Genomic DNA, 22,021 nt, shown 5'->3' on the forward strand with positions numbered 1-22,021 from the left:
GGAAGATGTGTGGATGGCGGAGCGTGACGTGAGCTATGTGTTTTTTGGAAATGGTCGGCAGCACACGGAGTACTATACTCAGCTTTCCCCTCCTCTGCTCCCCGCCGCTCTGCCGATCTGGCGTGGGGGTGGGGGTCGGGGTGGGCGTCGGGGTGGGCGTCGGCGTCGGCGTCGGGGTGCCGTCGGTGATGGTGAAGGACGCGAACGGGTCGGTCTGACCCGGGTCCTTGGTGCACTTGACGTCCTTGCCGCCGGCCCACACCTCGGTGCCGTCGGCCTTCTTCGGGTCGATGTGCTGCGTCAGACCCTCGATGGTGATCTTGCCCGGGCCCGCCTCGGTGAAGGTGAGCTGCGGGGCGTCGCCCTCGGAGACCAGGTCCCAGGTGGCGCCCGCCGCCGCCGGGATGTCGGTCTTGGCGATCACGACGTCCGTCGAGACGTCCAGGCTCGGGTCCTCGGGCACCGAGACCGTCGAGTCGGCCGAGGCCGTCCCCTCCAGGGTGGTGGCCTTGACCGCGTGCAGCCCGTTGGTGATCGCCGCGGTGATGTGCGCCGTCGCCTTGATGTGGAACGGCGGCGAGAGCTCGCCCACCGCGATCGTCTTCGGGAAGTCCGAGTCGATGTCGATCGCGAGGGGCTGGCTGCCGATCAGCGGGAACGTGCAGTGGAAGTTCAGCGACTGGTGGACCGGGTCCGCGAAGGCCGGGCCGGCGCCGACGATGCCGAACATCGAGAGGCCGAGTCCGCCGACGGCCGCCACGGCCAGTCCCTTGGCGCCGAGACGCTTGCGCTTGCTGAGCTTGTCTTCCAACTTTCTGCCTTTCATCTGGAAGAGACCTGGTGTGCCTGCGCCGAAGCACTGTCGGATCGAGCGACCCCCGAAGCTTCGATTCACCTCCGTGAGGGGCGTGGACACGCGGGCCGCGAGAGGCCGGGGACTTCGCTGGCCCTGGGAAACGGGGGGCGAGATCGGCAGGGATGTGGATCTTTATCGCCGCCGTGCGAGCCGGCTGGAGTGATCCAGATCTCGTCCGTTTCGTGGGGGTAAACTATCGGCGCCCGTGAGAGGTGTCTCCACGATTCACTGACAAAAAGCAGGGCGTTCCTGCTCACCGGTTCAACAGAACTCCGGAACTACGTGAGAAATGCTCACAACCGGCCGCCGGCCAGCAATAACGATCAATTTCCTATAAAACTCGCCGGACCTTGCTCAACCGATGACAAGAAAAGGCGCGGCGCGGTTCCCCGCACCGGAGAACTGTCATCCGGTGATGGGATTCCGCGCCGCGCCGTTCCCGCGGCACCGCTCAGAGGTGCTGGTAGGTGGTGTAGTCCGAGGCGAAGTCGTTGTACCGGAGGAAGTTGGTGAAGCTCATCGTGACCGTGGCGTCCAGGCCCTCGACGTAGTGCCACCAGCCGATGGGGATGAACAGCAGCTCCCCCGGCGCGAGCGTGCACTCCAGCACCTGCGCCTTGCGCATGAGCGGGAAGCGCTCGTAGTCGACCGCGCTCGCGTCCACCTCGGAATAGCAGTGCAGGTTGTTGTAGATGTAGGCGGTGTCGTGCAGCGGCACCATCTTGACCCGCTTGCGCCCGATGACCTGCGCCATGAAGTTGTTCGTCAGGTCATGGTGGTAAGGCGTCTTCGTGCCGGCCGGGCCGAGCCAGAAGAACCCCTTGTCCGGCGAGTCCCCGTCCAGGTACTCGGTGACCGGGTCGATGTCCCGCCACAGCACGTCGAGCGCCTCCCGGTTGCGGGAGGCGTTGTTCGCCGTCATGTAGAAGTCGTTGGTCGTCCCGGCGTTCTCGACCATGTCCACGTAGTCGCGGAACCGCATCATCCGCTTGTGCTGCGGCCCGTTGATCTCGTAGTTCTCGTCGGACTCCCGGCCGAACTGCACCTCGACCTCCTCGGCGCCGCAGCGCTCCCGGAAGTAGTCGAAGTCCCACTTCGTGCACGCGGGCCACGCCTTCAGCATCCCGGTGATGATGACGGGCCGGTTCTGGAAGTAGTACTGCTCGAAGAACTCGTCGCGGGACAGCCGCTCGCGGCGCTCGATCGTCCCGCCGTTCGCGCGCATCCGGTTCAGCCGCCCGTACACGGTCAGCGTCCACTCGCGCTTGCGCAGCCGGTTCGCGACCCGCGAGCCGCCCTGCACGTAGGGGCTCGCGAGCGCCGCGGAGACCTCCGCGGCCGCCTCCTCGGCGGTGAACTCCGCCCTCGGCATCGCGTCGCGGATCGCCTCCGGCGGGTTGCCGAGCAGCAGGTTCTCGGTGATCCAGCGTCGCCAGTCGTCCTTCGGTCGCGCCACGGCGGCCTCCTTGTCCATCTGATCGGAACCCCGCGGGAGCGGGGACGGGCGTCTCAGCCGGCGGGTGCGGCCGGCGGCACGGTCCGCGGCGGGTCCGGGACGGCCGGCGGGCAGTTCAGCTCGGCGTCGGGGATGCAGGTGGCCGACAGCCCCATCCGCAGGAGGTTGCCGGGCCCGGCCACCGAGCCGTTGAACAGCGGGTCGAGGTCCTCACCGGTCCCGCAGCCGGTGAACTTCGGGATCGTGAAGGAGCCGTCCAGCACCCCGGCGTCGAGGATGCTCGGCATCTGGCCCTTGAGCCGCAGGTCCGCGTCGGTCGCCGTCCGGCAGCGCGCCCCGACGTCGAGCGGGGTCCCGTTGACCTTGACGTCGTAGATGCGGATGGACATCCGCATGTGCGCCTCGACCTTCTGGATCCCGCTGCCGTCGTCGGTGGCGACGAACGTCCCGTAGTCCTGCGGGTCCTTCGGGTCGCCCGGGTTCAGCGGCCGCTGGGTCATCTCCATCGTCGCGGTCGTGGGCATGAACCCGAAGGTCAGGAACGTCGACCGGGACCGCAGCGGCCCCAGGAACCGCTGCCTGACCTGCAGCCCCGGATCGGCGATCGTGTAGATGACGTTGGTGGCCACCGGCGCGGCGAACGTCGCGTCGTTGACGATCGTCGCGCCGTTGACCTTCTTCACGTTGGAGAAGCCGCTCAGGTACGTGCAGCCGCTGTACCAGTCGTCCGTCGGCCCCTTGTACTTCCCGCAGTCGGGCGGCGTTCCGGCCGCGGCCTTGGGCGCGGCGGCCTTCGGAGCGGCCGGCGCCTTCGCCGCCGGGGCGCCCGCCGCCGCGGAGATCGGGACGGTGGCGAGGACCGGCGTGCCGCCCTCCGCCGGCGCGCACTTCAGCGCGAGCGTCTTCGGGGCCTTCGGTTCGGTGCCGTCGGCCTTGCGCGGGCTGAGCGCCAGCGCCAGGTCGCCGGCGGCGAAGGTCAGGTCGCCGGCGGCGGCCGGCGTCACCGCCGGGACGTCGCCGGACGCGGCGAGCACGAGATCGGTGCCGGCGGCGACCCGGGTCGCCGGGGTCGTCAGGCCGGGCCAGGACGCCTCGGTGGCCTTGCCGTTCTGCGTCACCGCGGCGGTGAGCCGGGCCGTCCCGACCACCGACGCGCCGCCGAGCGCGGTCACGTCGTCCAGGGACGCCTTCGGGATCGTCACGGTCGCCGTCACCCGGCCCGGCTGGACGGGCTTGCCCGCCGTCCCTTCGGCCGGGAACGTCCCCTGGACCCGGACCGCGACCTTCTCCGCCGTCCCGGCGGGGAACGTGCAGGTGTAGTTCAGCGCGGAGTCGGCCTCCTGCGCTCGCGCGGGCGCCGCGCCGCCGGGCGGCGAGGCGGCGACGGCCGCCCCGAGCCCGATCGCCGCCGCCGCGCCGAGCGCCCAGCGGGCACGGATCCTCATAGTCGGCCACCTCTCCTGGTACTGCGCTGTCGTGTGCTCACGGGTCACGTCCATCCGGGCAGCCACAGCCGGGCGTGCCACGCGGACTCCGGCACGGCCTCGGCCGTGAGGATCGGATAGAGGTAGAGCAGGTTCACCGCGACGGCCGCGACGTAGGCGCCGCCGCACGTCCAGATCAGCGCCCGTCGCACAGGCCGGTCGCGGTACGGGGCGACGATCCCGTCGAACAGCAGGACGATCGCGAGGACGGCGAACGGCAGCATCGGCAGCGTGTAGGTGGAGTACATCGTCCGGTCGGCGAGCGCGGCGGGGAACCAGGGCAGCCAGCTCGCGAGGTAGCCGCCGACGGCCGCGGTGGCCCGCCAGTCGCGGAAGAGGACCGCGTACAGCGCCATCGAGACCAGCGCGGCGATGGAGAACCACCAGATGGCGGGCGTCCCGAGGTGGGAGATCTCGGCGACGCACTTCGTCGCGTGGCAGCCGTCCTGCCCGGCCTGGAGGTTCGTGCGGTACATGACGGCGGGATGCCCGAGGTAGGGCCATTGCCATGGCCAGGACTGCGCCGGGTTGGGCTGCGTCACGCCGTCATGGAAGTCCAGCGTGATGGCGTGGTAGTGCCACAGGGAGCGGACCGGGTCGAGCCACGAGGGCCAGATCCCGCTCGGGTGCCGCTCCGCCCAGTTCCGCTGGTACCCGGGGACGACCTGCCCGAACAGCGTCTTCTGCAGGCCCGTCCCGGACACGAACCAGCCCCACCAGCTCGCCACATAGACGGCGCCCGCGAGGACCCAGAACCCGAGGAGCGACGGCAGCAGATCCAGCTTCAGCATGCCGCGCCAGGGCCGTTCGACGCCGGCGGCCTTGCGGACGTTGCGGTCCCACAGCATGGCCAGCAGCCAGAAGACGGCCATCACGTACAGGCCGGACCATTTCGTCCCGCAGGCGAGCCCGAAGCACACGCCCGCGCCGATCCGCCAGCCGTGCCGGACGAACGGGCCGTTCTTCGATTCGTAGACCGCACCGGTGAGGCGGGCGGCGAGCACGGCGCGCGTCCGGTCGCGGTCCACGACCAGGCAGCCGAACCCGGCCGTCACCCAGAGCAGCAGGAACACGTCCAGCATGGACACCCGGCTGGACACGAGCCATGAGCCGTCCAGCGCCATCAGGAGGCCGGCGGCGCAGCCGAGGACGGTCGATCCGGTCATCCGCCGGGCCGTCCGCGCCAGGATCAAAACAGCCAGGACACCGGCGACGCCCGCCGCCGCCCGGTACCCGAACGGGCCCGCGCCGAACACGGCGATGCCCGCGGCGATGAGCCATTTGCCGACCGGCGGGTGCGCGGCCCACTCGCCGCCCTCCGCGAGCCCCGCGACGGGATGCCCGGCAAGAAAGTAGGCGTTGGTGGGGTCGCCTTCGCGGCCGACGTGCCAGTTGTGCTCGACGCCGTAGTGCAGGTACGACCAGGCGTCCTTGGCGTAGTAGGTCTCATCCCACACGATCGCGTGCGGCGACCCGAGCCGGTGGAAGACCAGCAGCCCGGCGAGCGCGGACACCGCGAGCGGCCCGATCCAGCCCCAGGGCAGCGCGGCGAGCCGCCGGCGCCTCGGCTCGTCGAGGGCCGGCGGATCGTTCACCGCTACCGAGGCGGTCACATGCTCCACCCTTCGCTACGGCGCGGCCGGAGAACACGGTCGGCACGGCTCGGACCAACGAACGTATTGAACGGGCAGAGGCGGCTGAACCAACTTTCCGACGAAAAAGCCGGCGCACTCGCTCACTCAAGTGAGACACCGCACCGCATGGCCCTTCACCAGCACGAATACTTATCAGTGAATGACAAGTTCTTCGGGCAGGCATATATGCGTTCGCGCACGCGACCGCCTGCGGCAGCGCGAGACGCCAGGTGCCGCCGTGACCACTTCAGGTCCTGTCGAAGGAATTACGTTAATGCTCTAATCGAAGCGAAACGCAGCCCGGGAAAACGTACAGCTCATTCGTTTCAAGGCATCGATGAGAGGCGGACATGAAGTCGACCAGGCGTATCTGGAGGTCGGCGGCGGCGATGGCGGTCGTCGCCGCTGCCGCCGCCGGCATGGTCGGAGGCACCGGTGCGGGCACCGCATCGGCGGCCCCGGTGGCGCTCACCGTGAACTACACCTGTCTTGTGCCGCTGCAAGGCGACCATCAATTGACCGTGCGGCTGAACAGCGACGTACCGGCGAGCGTCAAGGTCGGTCAGCCGCTCCCCACCATCAAGTTCACCGCGACCCTCGCCTTCGACGACGACACCGCACTGTGGTTCTTCGTCCCGGATCTCAGTTACTCCATCGAGGGCAGCACTCGTGTCCGGTTCAGCCTGGCGGCCCCGGAGTTCTCGTCCAGCGTCCCGCTGTACTCCGACTTCACCATGACCCGCGCGCCGTTCCCTCCGGACGGATCCAACCCGGTCATTCCGGCGAACGGCCTGCTGCACCCCATGACGTTCAGGAAGCCCGGCACCGCGAGGATCTCGCTGGACAAGGATCTCGAGCAGTTCACGCTGCGGTTCCGGGACCCGAACGGAAACCTGCTCGACATCCTGGGCGACGGCAAGTACGCCCTCCCGTTCGATGCGCCCTGCACCTTGAATCCGGGGCAGAACACCCTGCTGGCGAGCTTCGACATCCTGCCCGCCTGACCACCGCGCGGACCCGGCACCCGGGGCGTCAGGGCGTCCCGGTGCCGGCCCGGGATGATCGCGGCCGGCTCCTCCCACACGCTGATGGCCCGCGACGCCGACACGCCGGGCGTCTGGACCTGGGGCGACAACGCCCACGGGCAGCTGGGGGACGGCAGCACCACCCGGCGCACGGCACCGGTCACCGTCACGGGGCTCGCGAACGTCGCGAGCGTCGGTGCGGGTGTGGCGCACAGCCTGGCGGTGCGCTTCAACGGCACCGCCGACGCCACGGCTGCGGGCCGGGTTAGCGGCACGCCCTGACCTGCCCGGTACGCCCCCGGCCGACGGCCGGCGCCCGCCTTTGCCTTCGGCCGACATATTCTCAACGAGAGAATTCACAAATTAATCATTTTCCATGAAAGACACCCTCCGCATCCGGCCATGTCCGGATCAGGCCCGTCGGGCAGGAGGGCGAGAATGCTCTAATCGAGATGCACCAATCGCTCCCGGAAAGGGGATCAGTCATGCGCAAGGCATTCGGTTCGGTCGCGGTCGCATTCGGTGCCGTGGCCGCTTTCGCCGTCCCCGCCAATGCGGCGATCACATCTCATCTCACCGTGAGCATGGTCGCCGTGTCCGACGGCTACACCGAATCGGTGACGCTCGACTGCGAACCGACGGGCGGCACCCACCCGGACGCCGAGGCGGCCTGCAAGGACTTGATCAACGCGAACGGCGACTTCCGCCGGATCCCGCCGGAATTCGCGGCGTGCCCGACGTACTACTTGCCGGTGACCGCATCGGTGAAGGGCACCTGGCACGGCGTCCCCGTCTCGACCAGCGCGCGCTACACCAATGGCGCCTGCGCGAAGGTCGAGACCGGCGGCCACGTCTTCAATTTCTGATGGGCATGGGCACCGTCGGACGGGCGGCCGCCACGGCCGTACTCGCCGCAATGGCCATCGGTTCTCCATCGGCGGCCTCCGCCGCGGGCACCCGGCACGCGTTCACCGTCACGGCGAAGGACGCGAAGGGCCGTGTCTCGCCACCGAGCGTCCCCTACTCGGCCGAGACGCCCCGCGCGGCCGACGGCTCACTGTCGCAGTCCTACACGTGCGACGTCCCGCGGATCGGGCGGCAGGCGCTCACCCTGGAGACCGGCGCCGTCTTCCCCGCGTCGTTCTACGCGCCGTACTCTCCCGCCGAACCGGCGCCGGTCGACGTGCACTCGCTCACCGGACTGAGCGCGGACACGGCCCGCGCGCTGACCCGGTGGGGCGCACGGTCCGTGGACGGGCAACTCGTCCTCGACACCCGTTTCAGTGCCTATGGCGAAAGCCGGCCGGTGCCGGTCTGGAGCAGGTTGGGCGCCACCACCGTTCCCGAGCGGAGCGCCTTCACCGTGCAGTCGACGGGTGAATGGCAGCTTCCGTACAGATTCCCGGGCCAGTGGCGCGACGTCGCCGCCACCGTCGACGTCGAAGGGCTGGACCTGACGCTGACTCCGCGGGACGCGGCGGGCCGGCCGACCGCGCTCGGCACCTTGCGGGCCCACTGCGCGCCGCTGCCCGGCCTGCCGACCCGCCTCGCCGACACCCGTATCGGATACCCGCCGTGCGATCACTGCCCGGGGCCGTCCGACCATTCTTATTCGGCCGTCGTCGGCGGTCCGTCCCGGCTCGGCGCGCTGGGCGCTTCGGTGCCGCTGAACGGACGGTTCGATTTCGTCCACCGATGGGACACCGACACCTACGACGGCGACCTCGCGCTGGATCCCGTCGCGTTCGACTTCGACCTGCTGGGCTTCCTGCCTGGCAGGGTGCGGCTCCAGTTCGTCCAGGAGGGGAAGGCGACGGCGCCCGCAGGATCCGGTGGGGTGGCCTTCCACGTGCCGATGCGCGTCGAAGTGGCCGACTTCTCGCTCTTCGGCGTGCGGATCGGCGGAGGGGCGGACTGCCGGACAGGGAGGCCCGCCGATGTCCGGCTCGAACGCCCGGGATCGTTCACCTACGATCCCCTGTTCGGGGCCTATCAGATGCCCGCGCTCAGCGGCTGCGGCCCGTACACCGACGTGCTCAATGGCCTCTTCGCGTGGTCGGGCGGCACCATCGGCCTGTCGCTCTCCCCGGCCTGAACACCGCGCGGGCCCCGGGGGGCGTCAGGGCGGCCCGGTCAGGCGGCGGCGTCGGCGGGGCGGGGGGTGGTTTCGCGGATGAAGGCGGCCACCTCGTTGATGGCTTCGTGGCCTTCGGGGATGGCGCCGGCGAAGGCCGCGAAGACGTGGATCTGGTTCTCCCAGATCTGCAGCCGGTGCGGGACGTCGGCGAGCGCGAGGCGTTCGGTCATGAGTTCCGCGTCGTACAGGAGCGCCTCGCGGGACCCGGCGATGATGAGGACCGGCGGCAGGCCCCGCAGGTCGCGGTCGCAGGGAGACGGCAGCGGGCCGGGGTCCATTCCGGCGAGGAGGAGGCGGTTCAGTTTCTTCAGGCGGTGGACGGGGACGTAGGCGTCGCGGCGGGTGAATTCGTAAGACGCGCGGCCCTCGTGGTCGAGGTCGACGAGCGGCGAAAGAGCGACGATACCGGCGGGTTTCGGCAGTCCGTTCTGCATTGCGGTGAGTGCAGTGGTGAAAGCGAGGAAACCGCCTGCGGAGTCACCCGCGATGACGATGTCGTCCGGCGCATGACCCTGTTTCAGGAGCCATTCGTAGGCGTTCAGGGCGTCCGCCATCGATATGGCGAGGGACGAGCCTGGAAGCTGGCGGTAGGCGACGGAGAACGCGACCGCGCCGGACCGGGACGCGATCCGGGCGACGAGGCCGCGGTGCGTCCGCAGGCCGCAGCAGAAGAAGCCGCCGCCGTGCAGGTACAGCACCACGCGTCCGGAGTCGCCGCCTTCGGGGCGGATCCATTCGCCGTGGCAGCCGTCCAGGTCGACGCGCTCGACGCGGGTGCCGCGGGCCGGGCGCATCAGCAGCGGGGCCGCCCAGTCCAGGACGGCGGCGAGCCTCAGCATGGAGCGCGTCAGCGGGCTGTAGAAGAACACCGGCCGGATGACGACCTTCATGAAAAGCGCGAACCTGCGCGCCTTCCCGCTGGTGCCGGGACGATGCTCGATAACACGTTCCATGCGGACTCCTCAGCGCGCGGCGCCGCCCACCCGGCTGCCCGGGAAATGGACGCTGCGCAGCGTACAGCAGGAATCCCGCCTTTCAAGATCCACTTCGCGGCTTCCCGGAAAATGCTCATCCGCGGTCAAGAAACCGGTTCGGAATCAGCACCGCCGCAACACCTTCGAGGAAACGCTCGCCCCGCCCGGCGGGGGCTGTGTTAAGTGGTGCGCATGAGCGAGAAGAGACCGGCGTGGCAGAGCCGGCTGACCGGCTTCGTGCGGGGCCCGGGAGGGACGGGCGAGGAGCGGCGGCTCACCCCCGAGGCCGTCCGGGACCGCAAGTTCGCGACGACCCGCCTCACCCAGGGGTACGCGGTCGCGGAGGTCGACGCGTTCCTCGACCAGGTCACCCACGAGCTGGCGCGGCTGATCCGGGAGCGCGACGAGGCGCGGGCCGCCGCCCGCCGGCCGCGCGAGGACCGGCTCCCCTGACGGGTTCAGCCGGGTTCGCCTGGATGGGCCGCCTCGTTGCGCATCGCCGCGTACCGCATCGCCGCCGCGCTGCGCGGCACCGGCTGCGGCGGCCGGCCGACGGGCCGCGGCTGGACGACCGGGGCCGGCAGCATCGGCGCCCACGACGGCTCGGCGACCCCGCGGGGATGCTCGTTCAGCGGCGCGAACGGCGTCCGGGCGGGCGCGACCGCCTTCTCCTCCGCGACCGTCTTCTCCTCCGCGACCGGGTCCTCGCGCTCGTGCCGCGGGATCAGGAAGACCGACGCCGCCGACAGCACCAGCCCGACCGCCGACAGGACGAACTTGCGCGGCGTCTCCGGCCACGGCTGCCCGTACACCATGATCCCGCCGAGCCACAGCGACGCCTTGGACCCGACCGCCAGCATGATGATCACCACGGACAGCCGGCAGCGCTGCAGCCCGATCTGCGCGAGCCCCGCGCCGAGCAGCCCGGCGACGACGACGATGTAGAGGTGCGGCGTCCGCACCACGTGCTGCCAGTCGGTGAGGTCGTGCCGGAGCAGCCGGGCGAGGGCCGCGCCGGAGCTCTCCGCGCACCCGACGAGCACGCCCGCGCCGAGGCCGAACGCGACACCGGTCACGCGCTTGGCATGCCGTCCGTCCACCGGGCTGTCGCGGACGACGAACAGCCACAGCGGGAACAGCAGCGACGGGCCGATGAGCAGGGCGATCCGCCACAGCGGCGCGTCGGGGTTCCACGACCCGGCGGGGCCGGCGGCGGGCGTCTCCCGCAGCAGGCCGCCGGCGGCGGCGAACGCCAGCAGCGCCAGCACCAGGACGGCCAGCGCGCCGAGCTCGCCGGGCGTCACCCGCTCCCGGAAGTTCGTGATCGCGATGAGCAGCAGCACGACCATGACCGGCCCGTACATCGGCACCACCGCGCTGACCGGGATCCGGGTCAGCACGATGCTCTGGACGACCATCCCGCCGATCAGCAGCGCCAGCCCGAACAGCCAGGCGGGGCTGGACGCCAGCGTCCACGTCGTGTGCAGGAACCGGGCCCCGGTGAGCCGCGGCATCCCGCGTCCGGTGAGTTTGAAGACCGTGAAGCCCGCGACATAGGCGACCGGTGCCGCGATGGCAAGAGCAAGCGCCCCCATGGCCGCTCCCTAGAGTTAGGCCGATATTCAGCCAGTGTGCTTGTTAACACAGGCTTCTCACAAGGGACTCGCAGGTGAAATCGCTCCCGCGACGGAATCCATACTGCTTTTTATAATAAAGCGATAAAACCTCACTCACCGAACTCAGTGCGCCGCCGCGCACCTCCCGGAGAGATACGCCTCGAGCCCGTCGACCGGAACCCGGGCCTGCTCCCCGGAGTCCATGTCCCGCACCGTGACCGCGCCCGCCTCCCGGTCGGACGCTCCGTAGATCAGCGCGTACCGCGCCCTGCGGTCGGCGGCCCACTTGAGCTGCTTGGCCAGCTTGCGGCTGCCCGCGAGGTACACCTCCGTCCGCAGGCCGGCGTCCCGCAGCCGCGCGGCGAAGCCCATGACGTCGGACGCGGCGTCCTCCGCGATCACCGTCACGGCGGCGTCGAGCCGGTGCGAGGCGCCCTCGTCGTCGCCGAGCAGCCCGATGATGCGTTCGACGCCGAGCGACCCGCCGCAGGCCGGGACGTCCGGCCCGCCCAGCGCGGAGATCAGCCCGTCGTAGCGGCCGCCGCTCGCGATCGACCCCGGCATCCCCTCGGCGACCACCTCGAAGATGACGCCGGTGTAGTAGTCCAGGCCCCTGACCAGGCTCGGCGTGAACGCGATCCGCTCCGCTCCGACCTTCGGCGACGCGAACCGCAGCAGCCGGCCGATCTCCGCCAGCCCCGCGCGCCCGGCCTCGCTGTCCTTCAGCGCCGCCCGCATCCGCTCCTCCGCGTCCGCCGCGGTCAGGTCCCCCACCAGCGCCTCGGCGATCCCGGACGCCAGTGACCGCGCCTCGACCAGCTCGGCGGCGACCTGCTCCGGCGCCAGCTTGTCGAGCTTGTCCAGGGTGATCAGCACCCCGCCGCCCAGCTCCGCCGGGACGCCGTAGACCTCCAGCAGTCCCGACAGCGCCCGCCGCGAGTTCACCAGCACGCGGTAGCCGCGCACGCCGACCGCGTCGAGCGCGTCCGTCAGCGCGCACACCACCTCGGCGTCGGCCAGCGGCGACGCGGACCCGACCACGTCCACGTCGCACTGCGCGAACTCGCGGAACCGCCCCTTGCCCGGCCGGTCGGCCCGCCACACCGGCCCCATCGCGTACCGCTTGTACGGCGCCGGCAGCCGCGACCCGTGACCTGCGACGACACGTGCGAGCGGCACCGTCATCTCGTAGCGGAGCGCGAGATCGGCCTCGCGCTCCGCCTCGCGCTCGCCCCGCCGCAGGATCTTGAAGATCAGCTTGTCGCCCTCGTCGCCGTACTTGCCGGTCAGCGTCTCCAGCCGCTCGAACGCCGGCGTCTGCAACGGCTCGAACCCGTACCGCTCGAACACCTCGCGGATCCGCGCGAAGACATGCTCACGGGTTCGCAGCGCGCCCGCGAGAAAGTCGCGGGTCCCCGACGGAGGCTCGAACTGCCGTGACGCCATGCCGACTCCTGAAAAGCAAAGGAAGAAAGCGAAACTCTATCGACGCGCCCACCGCCCCCGCCCTTCATTAAATGGGCCCCGCCCGCCCGGCGGTGTGGGGGAACGAGGCGCCGCCCCTGGGGGGACACGAGCGGCGCCGATCCGCCGGACGGGCGGGGTGCTCAAAGGGCTAGCCGCGCCCAGACGACCTTGCCGGGGCCCCCGTCCATGAGCCGGTAACCGCACCCGCCCGATGCGAGCAGCCGCACCATCATCAGGCCCCGGCCGTCCTCGGCCTCGAAGTCCCTTTGCGGGACGACCGGCGGCGCGTGCGACGGGTCCCACACCCGGAACTCGATCGCGCCGGCGAGCCGCGTCACCCACGCCTGGACCTCGTGCCCCTCGACCGTGTGCACCACGGCGTTCGTCGCCAGCTCGGACATGATCGTCCGCCCGACGTAGTCGTACCGCGCGAGCCCCCACGCCTCGCACGCCTCCGTGACGAGTTCCTGCGCGACTGCCATCGGCGCCGGGGAGTGCGCAAGGCCAGGCTCGCCATGCCGCACCTGGAGCCGCGCAGCGACTCGCCGCCCGAGACGCGGCTGCGGATGCTCATCGTGGACGCGAACCTCCCGCGGCCCGTCGCCAACCAGGACGTCTTCAACGACTGGGGCGTCTGGCTGGCGCGGCCCGACCTCTCCTACCCCGCACGGAAGATCGCGATCGAGTACGAGGGCGTCCACCACCAGCGGGACCGCATCCAGTACAGCCACGACATCGAACGCGACGGCCGCCTGATCGACCACGGCTGGCTCGTCATCCGCGTCGACAAGGAGGGCCTCTTCCGCGCCCCCCGCATCGTCGTGAACCGCGTCCGCAAGGCCCTCGCGCAGTCCTCGCGTTGACTTGCGGCGTGTCGGCCTTAAAACGGTCTCCATAAGGCCGACACGCCGCAAGTCAACGGGGGAGGGACTGGCGGACTCGCGCGGCCTCGCGGGTGAGGTGGTCGCGTTCGGGGACGCTGGTGGCGGCGCGGGACGCCTCGGCGTACAGGTCGGCGGCCTGTTCGAGGTCGCCGGCGCGTTCGAGGAGGTAGGCGCGGACGGCGGTGTACCGGGGCAGGGCGGGGTCCACCTCGCTCAGCTCGGCGAGGCCGGCCTGCGGGCCGTCGGCCTCGCCGACCGCGACCGCGCGGTTGAGCCGCACCACCGGGCTGCCGGTGAGGCCGAGCAGTTCGTCGTACCACTCCACGATCTGCACCCAGTCCGTCTCGGCGGTGCTCGGGGCGTCGGCGTGCAGGGCGGCGACGGCGGCCTGCGCCTGGTACTCGCCCAGCCGGTCGCGGGCCAGCGCCGCCTGCAGGATCGTGACGCCCTCGGCGATGAGGCGGGTGTCCCAGCGGGACCTGTCCTGTTCGGCGAGCGGCACCAGGCGGCCGTCCGGGCCGCGGCGGGAGGCGCGCCGGGAATGGTGCAGCAGCATCAGCGCCAGCAGGCCCGCGACCTCGGGCTCGCCGGTGGCGGCGGCGAGCTGGCGGGTCAGCCGGATCGCCTCCGCCTCCAGGTCGACGTCGCCGCTGTAGCCCTCGTTGAAGACGAGGTAGAGGACGCGCAGCACCGTCGGCAGGTCGCCGGGCCGGTCGAGGGGCTGCCCGGCGATGCGGCGCTTGGCCCGGCTGATGCGCTGCGCCATGGTCGCCTCGGGGACGAGGTAGGCCGTCGCGATCTGCCGCGTCGTCAGGCCGCCGACCGCGCGCAGCGTCAGCGCGACCGCCGAACCGGGCGGCAGCGACGGGTGCGCGCACAGGAAGTACAGCCACAGCGAGTCGTCCGTGCCCGGCACCGGGCCCGCCGGCGGCTCGTCCTGCACGGCCAGTTCCCTGCCGCGCCGCGACGACTCGGCCCGCGCGGCGTCGAGGAACTTGCGCCATGCGGCGGCGACGAGCCAGCCCTTCGGGTCGCGCGGCGGATCGTCCGGCCAGTGCTCCAGCGCGCGGATCAGCGCCTCCTGGACGGCGTCTTCGGCCGACGCGAAGTCGGCGCCGCGGCGGACCAGGACGCCGATCACCGCGGGCACGAGCCCCCGCAGCAGCGCCTCGTTCACCCGGTCGCCGCGGGCGCCATGGTGAGGAACGGCCGCACCTCCAGCCACTCCTGGACCGGCCGTCCGCCCGCGCCGGGCGCCGCGGACAGCTCGGCGGCCAGCTCCAGCGCGCGCTCGTAGCTCTCGACATCGATCACCATCCAGCCGGCGATCAGGTCCTTGGTCTCCGCGAACGGGCCGTCGGTGACCGGCGGGCGGCCCTCGCCGTCCGAGCGGACGAACGCGCCCTGCGGGGAGAGCGCCTGCTTGTCGACGAACTCGCCGGTCGCCTCGAGCCGCGCGGCGAAGTCCTCCATGTACCGGATGTGCGCCGTGACCTCCTCCGGGGCCCACTGGTCCATCGGCACGTCGTTGACCGAGGCGGGCGCGCCCCGGTAGTGCTTGAGCAGCAGGTACTTCGCCATCGTTCGCTCCTTGGAAGTGATCGGGTCCATTGTGGCCGCGTCGTCCTCAGCCGCGCTCGCGTTCGGCCCGCTGCAGCATCAGCTCCTCGACCGGGCTGGGCAGCGTGGTCTCGAAGTCGATGAGCTTCACCCAGGTCGGGGTGACGACGATCCGGACCATGCCGTCGTAGAGCGAGCGGACCTCGGCCTCCCACTCGACGCGCTGCTCGGCGGTCATCTTGTAGCTGCCGTTCATCTGGAGGAACTCGTCCGGGATGCCGTCGACGACGTCGAGCTCGGCGCGGCCCCGGATGAGCAGGATCTTCGGCGGGTGCACCTCGGTGTCGATCGTCAGCGCGACCGCGGGACGCTCCCGCAGGGACCGCAGCTTCGGCGCGTTCTTGGTGGTGCACAGGACGACCTGCGAGCCGTTCCAGGTGAACGAGATCGGGACGTTGCGGGGCGTGCCGTCGCCCGCGACGTAGGCCAGGCGGGTCACGTCGCGGGCGAGCAGCTCCCGGCTGAGCGGGCGGGCGAGGATCTCGTCGATCCGGTGCTGTTCCATGGTCGGCGCTCCCGTGTCGGTGTCGTCGAGCCGGCCGTTCTCGGCCGCTCGCACCCCTGGGACGGAGCCGGTCCCGGGTTCTCGACATCGGCCGGGAGGAATTTTCCCGCGCCTCGTCGCGGGCCCGCTCCACGAACCGGACGAACAGCCCCTAGTCGTGGTCCGTGACGATCGTCCAGGGGCGCATGAGGTCGTCGTCCTCGTGTTCGAGGATGTGGCAGTGGTGGACGTACGTCGCCGGAAGTTCGGCGCCGCTGGCCGGGATCGACGCGATCCGGGCGGTCGGCGGGTCGAACTCGTCGATGATGATCCGGGTGACCGACTCCGGATAGACCCGGACGGTGTCCTTCCAGGAATGCGCCTCGTCCGGGTCCGGCGGGCTCGGCGGGCCGGTGACGTACCGGTCCAGTACCGGCCTGTCCGCGGGTCTGCGGCCGCCGTCGAGCCATTTCTGGAAGGCGGCCTGGTAGGCGGTCGCGTCGATCGGCTGCCTGTTCAGCACCTGGAAATTGACGAGGTGGACGTGCATCGGATGGGCGTCGTGGTTCGGGTTGATGTACTCCCAGATCTCGGACGAGCCCGCCTTGACGAAGTCTTCGGACGGCGCCATGAACGGCAGGCCGTTGAAGGTCATGCTCTCGAAGATGCCCTTCTGGTACACGACCCATTCCCGCCGGCGGGTCCCGGGCTTCGGGCGGACCAGTTCGACCGGGGGGAGGGCGAGTTCCTTGGGCGGGGTCGTCGGGTCCCCGCCTCCCGTCAGCTGCTCGGTGACCCGGAACTGCATGATCTCGGAGATCTCCGGCCCGCCGCCGTCGGGGAAGTGGACCGGCGCGTTGTAGTTCGTCAGCGTGACCTTCGCGCCCATGGGCAGCCGGCCGAAGTCGATGACCAGGTCGTACCGTTCGGCCGGCGATATCAGGAAGTTCAGCATCTGCAGCGGGCGGCGGAAGCCGCCGTCGGTGCCGATCAGCCAGAACGGCAGGTTCTCCTCCGGGACCACGGTCCGGTCGGCCTGGAACCGCAGCCGCCAGAAGCGCTCGTTCGAGCCGTTGAGGAAGCGCAGCCGGTAGCGCCGTGGCTGGACGGCGAGGAAGGGGTACGCCTTACCGTTGACGACGGGCGTGTCCGCGCCTTCCACCTGGGTCATGGTGTAGGCGAGCGAGCCGTCCTCGTCGAAGGTCCGGTCCTGCAGGATGAGAGGGACCTCGAACTCGCCGCCCGGCAGGCCGAGCCGCTCGTCGGCGGGGTCGCCGACGCGCCAGAGCCCGGCGAGGCCCGCGTAGACGTTGAGGCTGGTGATCCCCATGGCGTGGTCGTGGTACCAGAGCATGGCCGAGCGCTCGTGGTTGGTGTACGCGTAGATCGCCTCATTGGGCGCGACCTTGCCCGGGTCCAGGGTGGTGTAGGACGGGCCGCGGACCCCCTTGGGGCTGAACCACTGCAACGGCATGCCGTCGGACTGCGGCGGGGTGAAACCGCCGTGCTGGTGGACGACGTTCCACACGTTGATGTTCGGCGGAAGGGGCGGCATGCCGTGGTAGGGCGGAGGGGTGAGCTGGGGGTCGCCCTTGCGGATGCGGTCGAGCACGAACTGGAACATGTGCGGGCCGGCCGGCAGTTCGTTGCGGTACTTGACGACCGTCGGATGGTCCCTTGTCGCGGCGATGGTCGGCCCTAGATAACCCATGCCGAGCGGCTTGCCGGGGTCGTTGGGATTCTTGGCCCAGTAGCCCCATACCTTGGCCGGGCCGAGGTCCCGGTGGAAGCACCATTCGTGCTGCCGCATTGTGATCTCGTAGTAATCGGCGCCCGGATAGACGGATGTATCCGGAATGGCCGTCGCCGGCCGGGGCAGCGGGTCGACGTACTTCCTCAATGGCGGGGTCACCGTTACCTCGGTGCCCCCGGACCCGGCTCCGTGGGCCGGCGCCGCGTGGGCCGGTGACTGCCGGAAGACCCGGGGCAGAAGCATTCCCGATCCTCCGACGGCACCGGCCATGAGGAAATCCCGCCGCCCGACGACCTTCTTCATCCGTCCGCCCTTTCAGCGTCGCGCCGCACGCTGAAATTCTCGCCAGGAAGGTAGATCTCAAACTCACGGATGAAAAGATCCCCAGAGCGGGCTGATGTGCGTCAATAGCATTGTTTAAGGCGGTTTGCCGGCGGTCAGCGGAAGGCGGGGGCGTTGGCGCGGGCCCAGTCGGCGTAGGTCCGGGGCGCCCGGCCCAGCACCTTCTCGACGTCGGGGCTGACCCGCTGCTCGGCCGGGGTCGGCTCGCCCAGGATGGCCAGGGTCGTCTCCACCACGTCCGCCGGCATGAAGTGCAGCATCTGCGCCCGCGCCTCGTCCCGGGTCTGCTCCACGAACCGGATCGGCTCGCCGAGCGCGGCGCCGATCGCCTCGGCCTGCTGGCGGGGCGTCACCGGGACGGGGCCGGTCAGCTCGTAGATCCGCCCGGTGTGGCCGTCCTCGCGCAGCGCCGCGGCGGCGACGGCGGCGATGTCGCCCGGGTCGATCGCCGGGAGCGCGACGTCGGCGAACGGCGCGGCGACCGTCCGCTCGGCGCGCACCGACGCGGCCCAGGCATAGGTGTTGGAGGCGAAGTTGCCCGGCCGCAGGATCGTCCAGTCCAGGCCCGACGCCCGAACGGCCTCTTCGAAGGACAGCCCCAGCACGCCGTGCGAGGCCGACTCCGGGCGGGTCGCCACGCCCAGCGAGGACAGCAGCACGACCCGCCGGACGCCGCCCGCCTTGGCCGCGTCGAGGATGTCGCTCACGTTCAGCGTGTGCGCGCTGGCGCCGCCGTTCTGCAGGAACAGGGCGTCGGCGCCGTCGAGCACCGGGCGCAGGCCCGCGGCGTCCGCGAGGTCGGCCCGCCGGTGGTCGACGCCTTCGGGCACGTCCGCTCCGGTGATGTTCCTGGACGTGGCGATCACCTTCTCGCCCGCCTCCGCGAGCGTCCGGACGAGCGCGCGCCCGGTGTTCCCCGTGGCCCCGGTTACAACGATCATGACGGTCTCCTGCCGTTTCCGCCGCTCGGGCGAGCGGTCCGTTAGCAACGCAGGCGACGCTAACATCCTGGATATAGTAGGTACCTAGAGGAAAGTGACTACCTCAGAGGGGACCTCCGCATGGACGACACGGCGTGGAAGGCCGCGGCCGCGACGGCCGCCCCGGAGCAGGCGTGCCCGATCGCGCCGGTCGTCGACATCGTGTTCAGCCGCTGGACGACCCCGATCCTGTGGACGCTCCACCACCACGGCCGGCAGCGCTTCGTCGAGCTGCAGCGCCGGATCGGCACGATCACGCCGAAGGTGCTGACCCAGCGGCTGCGGCAGCTCGAACGCGACGGGCTGATCGTCCGGACGTACCACCCCGAGGTCCCGCCCCGGGTCGAGTACGAGATCAGCGAGCTCGGCCGCAGCCTCGCCCCGCTGTTCGCCCACCTCGCCGAGTGGGCCGCGGCCAACCTCGACCGGGTGGACCGCGCCCGCCACGACTACGACGACGCCCCGGCCCACTAGGGGCGGACGGTCAGGGGGTGTGGACGGTGCGGCGGACCTGGCGGTCGCCGGTGAGGGGGCGGCCGTCCAGGTTGCAGCTCCACGACAGCAGCGGCGTGATCTTCATGCAGGGCCGGGCGCCGGCGCCGGACGGGCGCTCGACCAGCTCCGCCTCGCCGTAGACGCGCAGGTACCGCGGCGACCACGGGTCGGTGCACGCCACGTCGTCGATGACGATCGCGATCTTGGTGTGGCCGGCCCGCACGTTGCGGAACTTGCGGGTCCTCACCGGGTCGCCGCCGCCGACGAACAGGTGCGTCCCGTCGAACTCGAACCCGACCGGCGACACGTCCGGCTGCCCGTCCGGCCCGACGGTGGCGATCCGCGCCAGCCGCTGCGACCTCATGTAGGCGATCTCTTCCTCGCTGAACGACACCGCTGGTCTCCTCGCCGTGATTCCGGGGTTGGATCAACGATTGTCGTGCATGCGGCGGCTACTTGAGCTTCGCGGTGAGGTCGCCGTCGGCGCCGAAGAGCTCCTCGCGCCAGCGTTCGAGCAGTTCGGTGTTGTCGAGGTCGTCGGGGTGGAAGCCCGGCTTGTTGTACGCGCGCAGCCGCCGGACGACGTGGGGCGCGAGGAACGGCGAGCGCCGCAGCGCGGCGATGCTGCGCAGCAGCCGTACCGGGTCGTAGGCGGCGCGGTCGGTCGCGAGGGAGACGAGCGTGCCGGTGACGACCAGCAGCAGGAACCCCGCGCTGATCCACCGCATCGTCCGGATCCGGGTGCGCTCGCTGCCGCCGACCTGCCGGAACACCTCGAACGCGACGGCCTTGTGCTCGGACTCCTCCAGCGCGTGCCACAGCAGCACCGACCGGACCTCGGTGTCGCCGAGCAGCGCCTGCGCGCGGGGGCTGGTGAGCAGCACCTCGGCGAGCGTGGCGGTGTAGTGCTCCAGCCCGGCGGTGAAGCCGAGGCGGACGATCGGCGGCAGGAACCGGTCGGCGAGCGCGAGGTCCCGCTTCACGACGTTGGAGAAGTGCCGGGTCGGGTACCCCATCGCGCGCAGCGCCCGGTTGAGCCGGTCGTGCTCGCGGCCGTGGATCACCTCCTGCCCGATGAACCCGCGGACCTGCGCGGCGAGGTCCGGGTCGGTGATCCGGTCGCCGTAATGCCGGACGGACCGGACGAAGAAGTCCTCGCCCGGCGGGAACGTCGCCGACAGCAGGGCGACGATATGGCTCATGACCAGGTCGCCGTCCACGTAGTGGCGGCGCAGCGAGCCCTTGGGGTGCTCGAAGGCGATCCGGCGGGCGCGGATGGCGTGCTCGGTCATGCGGACCTCGTCTCGGACGCGGGGGACGCCGGCGCCGTGTAGGCGTAGTCGTCCAGGGGGAACGTGCGGGCGGCGCGGGCGGCCTGCGCGGCGCTCGTCGGCCGCAGGTAGGGGGTGTCGCCGTGGTGGTCGAAGTAGTAGCTGTTCGCGGTGGCGCAGCCGTTGGTCGCCCACAGCGACCCGGCGAGGCGGTCGCGCATCCGGTCCGTCCAGCGCTCGGTCGGCTCCGGCCGCACCTCGACGGCGGTCGCGCCGCGCCGGCGGGCCTCCCGGATCACCCGGACGACGTGCGCGGACGTCGTCTCGACGAGCTGGTGCCAGGTGCCGCCGACCCAGCCGTACGGCCCGAACATCATGAAGTGGTTCGGCAGGCCGGGGATGCTGATGCCCTCATAGGAGGCGAGCCGGTTCTCGGTGTAGAACGTCGCGAGGTCGAACCCGCCGCGGCCGCGCACCGGCGTGCGGCGGAACACCTCCGGGTCGCTGGCCAGCCGGAACCCGGTGGCGAGGACGATCGTGTCGACCTCGCGCTCGCGGCCGTCCGCCGTGCGGACGCCGGCCGGGGTGACGCGGTCGATCGCGTCGGTGACGAGCGCGACGTCCGGCCGGTTGAACGTCCTGAGGTAGGTGTTGGAGACGGACGGGCGCTTGCAGCCGAGGCCGTAGCCGGGCGTGAGCCTCCGGCGGGTCTCGGGGTCCTTGACCTGCGTCCGGTACCAGACCGACCGGGCGAGGCGGGCGCCGCCGCGGGCGACCCACGGCGCCCTGCCGTGCCCGACGACCAGGTCGATCAGCACCATCTCGACGCCGCGCGTCGCGACCCGGCGCACCGCCTCCTGGACGCGCGGCGCCCGCCGGAACAGCCGCCGCAGCGGGCGCGGGATCGGCGCGTCGAGCTTCGGGCCGACCCAGATCGGGGTGCGCTGGTAGACGTCCAGCCGCGCGGCCCGCGGCGCGATCTCCGGGACGATCTGGACGGCGCTGGCGCCCGTCCCGATGACGGCGACGCGCTCGCCGGCGAGGTCGTGGCCACGGTCCCAGCCGGACGAGCGCAGGACTGTGCCCTTGAAGTCCTCGATGCCGGGGATGTCGATCGGCTTGGGGTCGACGAACGCGCCGATCGCGCTGACGACGAACCGCGCGGTGACCTCGCCGGCGGGCGTCGCGAGCCGCCAGAACCGGCCGTCCTGGTCCCAGGTCCGCTCGGTGACCTCGGTGTTCAGCCGGACGCGGGCGCGCACGCCGTACCGGTCGGCGAGGCCGTCGAGGTAGTGCTTGACCTCGTCGCCGGGCGCGAACACCCGGCTCCAGCGCGGGTTGAGCGCGAAGCTGAACTGGTACGCCTGCGCCGGGACATCGACGGCGACGCCGGGGTAGACGTTGTCGCGCCACGTCCCGCCGATGTCGGCGGCGCGCTCCAGGATGACGAAGTCGGCGATGCCCGCGCGCTGGAGGGCGATCGCCATCCCGATCCCGCTGAGCCCGGCGCCGATGATCGCGACCTCGGTGTCCGGCACGGCCG

At 71.1% G+C, this 22,021-nt stretch carries 23 protein-coding genes; 7 read left to right on the forward strand and 16 right to left on the reverse strand.

Annotated elements, in window-relative coordinates:
* The 4 genes from J4709_RS37690 to J4709_RS37705 all read right to left on the reverse strand — a co-directional run.
* A partial coding sequence (locus tag J4709_RS37690; RefSeq protein WP_372442203.1) for a DUF6801 domain-containing protein occupies positions 1–811 on the reverse strand: 811 nt, incomplete at its 3' end.
* 496 nt (positions 812–1,307) lie between these two features.
* On the reverse strand, positions 1,308–2,312 hold the full coding sequence (locus J4709_RS37695; RefSeq protein WP_208248395.1) for a cupin-like domain-containing protein: 1,005 nt from the start codon (positions 2,310–2,312) through the stop codon (positions 1,308–1,310).
* 53 nt (positions 2,313–2,365) lie between these two features.
* Complete coding sequence (locus J4709_RS37700; RefSeq protein WP_208248397.1) at positions 2,366–3,757, reverse strand: DUF6801 domain-containing protein; 1,392 nt, start codon at positions 3,755–3,757, stop codon at positions 2,366–2,368.
* A gap of 44 nt (positions 3,758–3,801) precedes the next feature.
* On the reverse strand, positions 3,802–5,409 hold the full coding sequence (locus J4709_RS37705; protein WP_208248399.1) for a dolichyl-phosphate-mannose--protein mannosyltransferase: 1,608 nt from the start codon (positions 5,407–5,409) through the stop codon (positions 3,802–3,804).
* Positions 5,410–5,819: 410 nt separating this feature from the next.
* Between J4709_RS37705 and J4709_RS37710 the strand changes: the two genes are divergently transcribed.
* The 4 genes from J4709_RS37710 to J4709_RS37725 all read left to right on the forward strand — a co-directional run bounded on the left by J4709_RS37710 (position 5,820) and on the right by J4709_RS37725 (position 8,550).
* Positions 5,820–6,434 (forward strand): DUF6801 domain-containing protein, encoded by a 615-nt coding sequence (locus tag J4709_RS37710; protein WP_208248401.1) that lies wholly within the window; start codon positions 5,820–5,822, stop codon positions 6,432–6,434.
* A gap of 54 nt (positions 6,435–6,488) precedes the next feature.
* The gene (locus J4709_RS37715) at positions 6,489–6,737 is read left to right on the forward strand and encodes an RCC1 domain-containing protein (protein WP_208248403.1); all 249 of its coding nucleotides are present in this window, start codon (positions 6,489–6,491) and stop codon (positions 6,735–6,737) included.
* Between the two features lie 203 nt (positions 6,738–6,940).
* Positions 6,941–7,321 carry an SSI family serine proteinase inhibitor gene (locus tag J4709_RS37720; RefSeq protein ID WP_208248405.1) on the forward strand — a complete coding sequence of 127 codons (381 nt, stop codon included), beginning with the start codon at positions 6,941–6,943 and terminating at the stop codon, positions 7,319–7,321.
* Between the two features lie 50 nt (positions 7,322–7,371).
* Positions 7,372–8,550 carry a DUF6801 domain-containing protein gene (locus tag J4709_RS37725; protein ID WP_208248407.1) on the forward strand — a complete coding sequence of 393 codons (1,179 nt, stop codon included), beginning with the start codon at positions 7,372–7,374 and terminating at the stop codon, positions 8,548–8,550.
* 38 nt (positions 8,551–8,588) lie between these two features.
* On the opposite strand, the gene J4709_RS37730 is transcribed toward J4709_RS37725, so the two are convergent.
* Positions 8,589–9,545 (reverse strand): alpha/beta hydrolase, encoded by a 957-nt coding sequence (locus J4709_RS37730; RefSeq protein WP_208248410.1) that lies wholly within the window; start codon positions 9,543–9,545, stop codon positions 8,589–8,591.
* A 213-nt stretch (positions 9,546–9,758) separates the two neighbouring features.
* On the opposite strand from J4709_RS37730, the gene J4709_RS37735 reads away from it, so the two are divergent.
* Positions 9,759–10,019 (forward strand): DivIVA domain-containing protein, encoded by a 261-nt coding sequence (locus J4709_RS37735; protein WP_208248412.1) that lies wholly within the window; start codon positions 9,759–9,761, stop codon positions 10,017–10,019.
* 5 nt (positions 10,020–10,024) lie between these two features.
* Here the strand turns inward: J4709_RS37735 and J4709_RS37740 are convergent, their stop codons facing one another.
* The 3 genes from J4709_RS37740 to J4709_RS37750 all read right to left on the reverse strand — a co-directional run bounded on the left by J4709_RS37740 (position 10,025) and on the right by J4709_RS37750 (position 13,131).
* On the reverse strand, positions 10,025–11,161 hold the full coding sequence (locus J4709_RS37740; RefSeq protein ID WP_208248415.1) for a hypothetical protein: 1,137 nt from the start codon (positions 11,159–11,161) through the stop codon (positions 10,025–10,027).
* Positions 11,162–11,305: 144 nt separating this feature from the next.
* Entirely contained in the window at positions 11,306–12,628 is a 1,323-nt protein-coding gene (gene hisS / locus J4709_RS37745) for a histidine--tRNA ligase (RefSeq protein WP_208248418.1), read from the reverse strand.
* A 161-nt stretch (positions 12,629–12,789) separates the two neighbouring features.
* Positions 12,790–13,131, reverse strand: coding sequence for an ATP-binding protein (locus J4709_RS37750; protein WP_208248422.1), 342 nt, complete (start codon positions 13,129–13,131; stop codon positions 12,790–12,792).
* 12 nt (positions 13,132–13,143) lie between these two features.
* Here J4709_RS37750 and J4709_RS37755 point away from each other — a divergent pair, with 12 nt between their 5' ends.
* Positions 13,144–13,512 carry a putative endonuclease domain-containing protein gene (locus tag J4709_RS37755; protein ID WP_208248423.1) on the forward strand — a complete coding sequence of 123 codons (369 nt, stop codon included), beginning with the start codon at positions 13,144–13,146 and terminating at the stop codon, positions 13,510–13,512.
* Positions 13,513–13,564: 52 nt separating this feature from the next.
* On the opposite strand, the gene J4709_RS37760 is transcribed toward J4709_RS37755, so the two are convergent.
* The 5 genes from J4709_RS37760 to J4709_RS37780 all read right to left on the reverse strand — a co-directional run bounded on the left by J4709_RS37760 (position 13,565) and on the right by J4709_RS37780 (position 18,673).
* On the reverse strand, positions 13,565–14,710 hold the full coding sequence (locus J4709_RS37760; RefSeq protein ID WP_208248426.1) for an RNA polymerase sigma factor: 1,146 nt from the start codon (positions 14,708–14,710) through the stop codon (positions 13,565–13,567).
* Positions 14,707–15,114: a YciI family protein gene (locus tag J4709_RS37765; RefSeq protein ID WP_208248429.1), complete on the reverse strand. Its 408-nt coding sequence runs from the start codon at positions 15,112–15,114 to the stop codon at positions 14,707–14,709. Before J4709_RS37765 ends, J4709_RS37760 begins: the two co-directional genes overlap by 4 nt.
* Before the next feature lie 46 nt (positions 15,115–15,160).
* Positions 15,161–15,712 (reverse strand): pyridoxamine 5'-phosphate oxidase family protein, encoded by a 552-nt coding sequence (locus tag J4709_RS37770; protein ID WP_307801900.1) that lies wholly within the window; start codon positions 15,710–15,712, stop codon positions 15,161–15,163.
* 97 nt (positions 15,713–15,809) lie between these two features.
* The gene (locus J4709_RS37775) at positions 15,810–17,447 is read right to left on the reverse strand and encodes a multicopper oxidase family protein (RefSeq protein ID WP_208248432.1); all 1,638 of its coding nucleotides are present in this window, start codon (positions 17,445–17,447) and stop codon (positions 15,810–15,812) included.
* 380 nt (positions 17,448–17,827) lie between these two features.
* Positions 17,828–18,673, reverse strand: coding sequence for an NAD(P)H-binding protein (locus tag J4709_RS37780; RefSeq protein ID WP_208248435.1), 846 nt, complete (start codon positions 18,671–18,673; stop codon positions 17,828–17,830).
* 120 nt (positions 18,674–18,793) lie between these two features.
* Here J4709_RS37780 and J4709_RS37785 point away from each other — a divergent pair, with 120 nt between their 5' ends.
* Positions 18,794–19,186 (forward strand): winged helix-turn-helix transcriptional regulator, encoded by a 393-nt coding sequence (locus J4709_RS37785; protein WP_208248437.1) that lies wholly within the window; start codon positions 18,794–18,796, stop codon positions 19,184–19,186.
* 10 nt (positions 19,187–19,196) lie between these two features.
* On the opposite strand, the gene J4709_RS37790 is transcribed toward J4709_RS37785, so the two are convergent.
* From J4709_RS37790 to J4709_RS37800, 3 genes are read right to left on the reverse strand one after another with little or no spacing between them, the layout of a single operon-like run.
* On the reverse strand, positions 19,197–19,601 hold the full coding sequence (locus J4709_RS37790) for a PPOX class F420-dependent oxidoreductase (protein ID WP_208248440.1): 405 nt from the start codon (positions 19,599–19,601) through the stop codon (positions 19,197–19,199).
* 58 nt (positions 19,602–19,659) lie between these two features.
* The gene (locus J4709_RS37795; RefSeq protein ID WP_208248443.1) at positions 19,660–20,499 is read right to left on the reverse strand and encodes a metal-dependent hydrolase; all 840 of its coding nucleotides are present in this window, start codon (positions 20,497–20,499) and stop codon (positions 19,660–19,662) included.
* The gene (locus J4709_RS37800; protein ID WP_208248444.1) at positions 20,496–22,016 is read right to left on the reverse strand and encodes a flavin-containing monooxygenase; all 1,521 of its coding nucleotides are present in this window, start codon (positions 22,014–22,016) and stop codon (positions 20,496–20,498) included. The genes J4709_RS37795 and J4709_RS37800 overlap by 4 nt, the downstream gene beginning before the upstream one ends.
* Between the last annotated feature and the right edge of the window lie 5 nt (positions 22,017–22,021).

Origin of the sequence: Actinomadura violacea (assembly GCF_017573465.1) — a bacterium.
Classification (GTDB): Bacteria; Actinomycetota; Actinomycetes; order Streptosporangiales; family Streptosporangiaceae; genus Spirillospora; species Spirillospora violacea.